This window comes from Faecalibacterium hattorii (genome assembly GCF_003287455.1).
Lineage (GTDB): Bacteria > Bacillota > Clostridia > Oscillospirales > Ruminococcaceae > Faecalibacterium > Faecalibacterium hattorii.
Genome location: NZ_PRLC01000040.1, coordinates 1 through 1,696 on the forward strand (window position 1 = coordinate 1; position 1,696 = coordinate 1,696).

The window sequence follows — 1,696 nt, forward strand, 5'->3', positions numbered from 1 at the left end:
ACAGGACCTTGAAAATTGAACAATATCGAAAAACTTGTAACGGAACCTATTTTCGTGTTGGAAAAACACGGTAAACAATTCCAAACAAAGTAATTCACACAGGACGCAAGCGATTGCGTGCTGAGCGAAGAAGATTTAACACTTTTTAAGTGATAAATATCATTTATAAAGAGTTTGATCCTGGCTCAGGACGAACGCTGGCGGCGCGCCTAACACATGCAAGTCGAACGAGAGAGAGGGAGCTTGCTTCCTTGATCGAGTGGCGAACGGGTGAGTAACGCGTGAGGAACCTGCCTCAAAGAGGGGGACAACAGTTGGAAACGACTGCTAATACCGCATAAGCCCACGGCTCGGCATCGAGCAGAGGGAAAAGGAGCAATCCGCTTTGAGATGGCCTCGCGTCCGATTAGCTAGTTGGTGAGGTAATGGCCCACCAAGGCGACGATCGGTAGCCGGACTGAGAGGTTGAACGGCCACATTGGGACTGAGACACGGCCCAGACTCCTACGGGAGGCAGCAGTGGGGAATATTGCACAATGGGGGAAACCCTGATGCAGCGACGCCGCGTGGAGGAAGAAGGTCTTCGGATTGTAAACTCCTGTTGTTGAGGAAGATAATGACGGTACTCAACAAGGAAGTGACGGCTAACTACGTGCCAGCAGCCGCGGTAAAACGTAGGTCACAAGCGTTGTCCGGAATTACTGGGTGTAAAGGGAGCGCAGGCGGGCGATCAAGTTGGAAGTGAAATCCATGGGCTCAACCCATGAACTGCTTTCAAAACTGATTGTCTTGAGTAGTGCAGAGGTAGGCGGAATTCCCGGTGTAGCGGTGGAATGCGTAGATATCGGGAGGAACACCAGTGGCGAAGGCGGCCTACTGGGCACCAACTGACGCTGAGGCTCGAAAGTGTGGGTAGCAAACAGGATTAGATACCCTGGTAGTCCACACCGTAAACGATGATTACTAGGTGTTGGAGGATTGACCCCTTCAGTGCCGCAGTTAACACAATAAGTAATCCACCTGGGGAGTACGACCGCAAGGTTGAAACTCAAAGGAATTGACGGGGGCCCGCACAAGCAGTGGAGTATGTGGTTTAATTCGACGCAACGCGAAGAACCTTACCAAGTCTTGACATCCTGCGACGATGCTAGAAATAGTATTTTCCTTCGGGACGCAGAGACAGGTGGTGCATGGTTGTCGTCAGCTCGTGTCGTGAGATGTTGGGTTAAGTCCCGCAACGAGCGCAACCCTTATGGTCAGTTACTACGTAAGAGGACTCTGGCCAGACTGCCGTTGACAAAACGGAGGAAGGTGGGGATGACGTCAAATCATCATGCCCTTTATGACTTGGGCTACACACGTACTACAATGGCGTTAAACAAAGAGAAGCAAGACCGCGAGGTGGAGCAAAACTCAGAAACAACGTCCCAGTTCGGACTGCAGGCTGCAACTCGCCTGCACGAAGTCGGAATTGCTAGTAATCGCAGATCAGCATGCTGCGGTGAATACGTTCCCGGGCCTTGTACACACCGCCCGTCACACCATGAGAGCCGGGGGGACCCGAAGTCGGTAGTCTAACCGCAAGGAGGACGCCGCCGAAGGTAAAACTGGTGATTGGGGTGAAGTCGTAACAAGGTAGCCGTAGGAGAACCTGCGGCTGGATCACCTCCTTTCTAAGGAGTCAGGCGAAGAGGAG

At 52.1% G+C, this 1,696-nt stretch carries 1 rRNA gene; it reads left to right on the forward strand.

Annotation, left to right across the window (positions count from 1 at the left end):
- Nucleotides 1–162 precede the first annotated feature (162 nt).
- Nucleotides 163–1,673, forward strand: a 16S ribosomal RNA gene (locus C4N23_RS13650).
- Nucleotides 1,674–1,696: the final 23 nt, after the last annotated feature.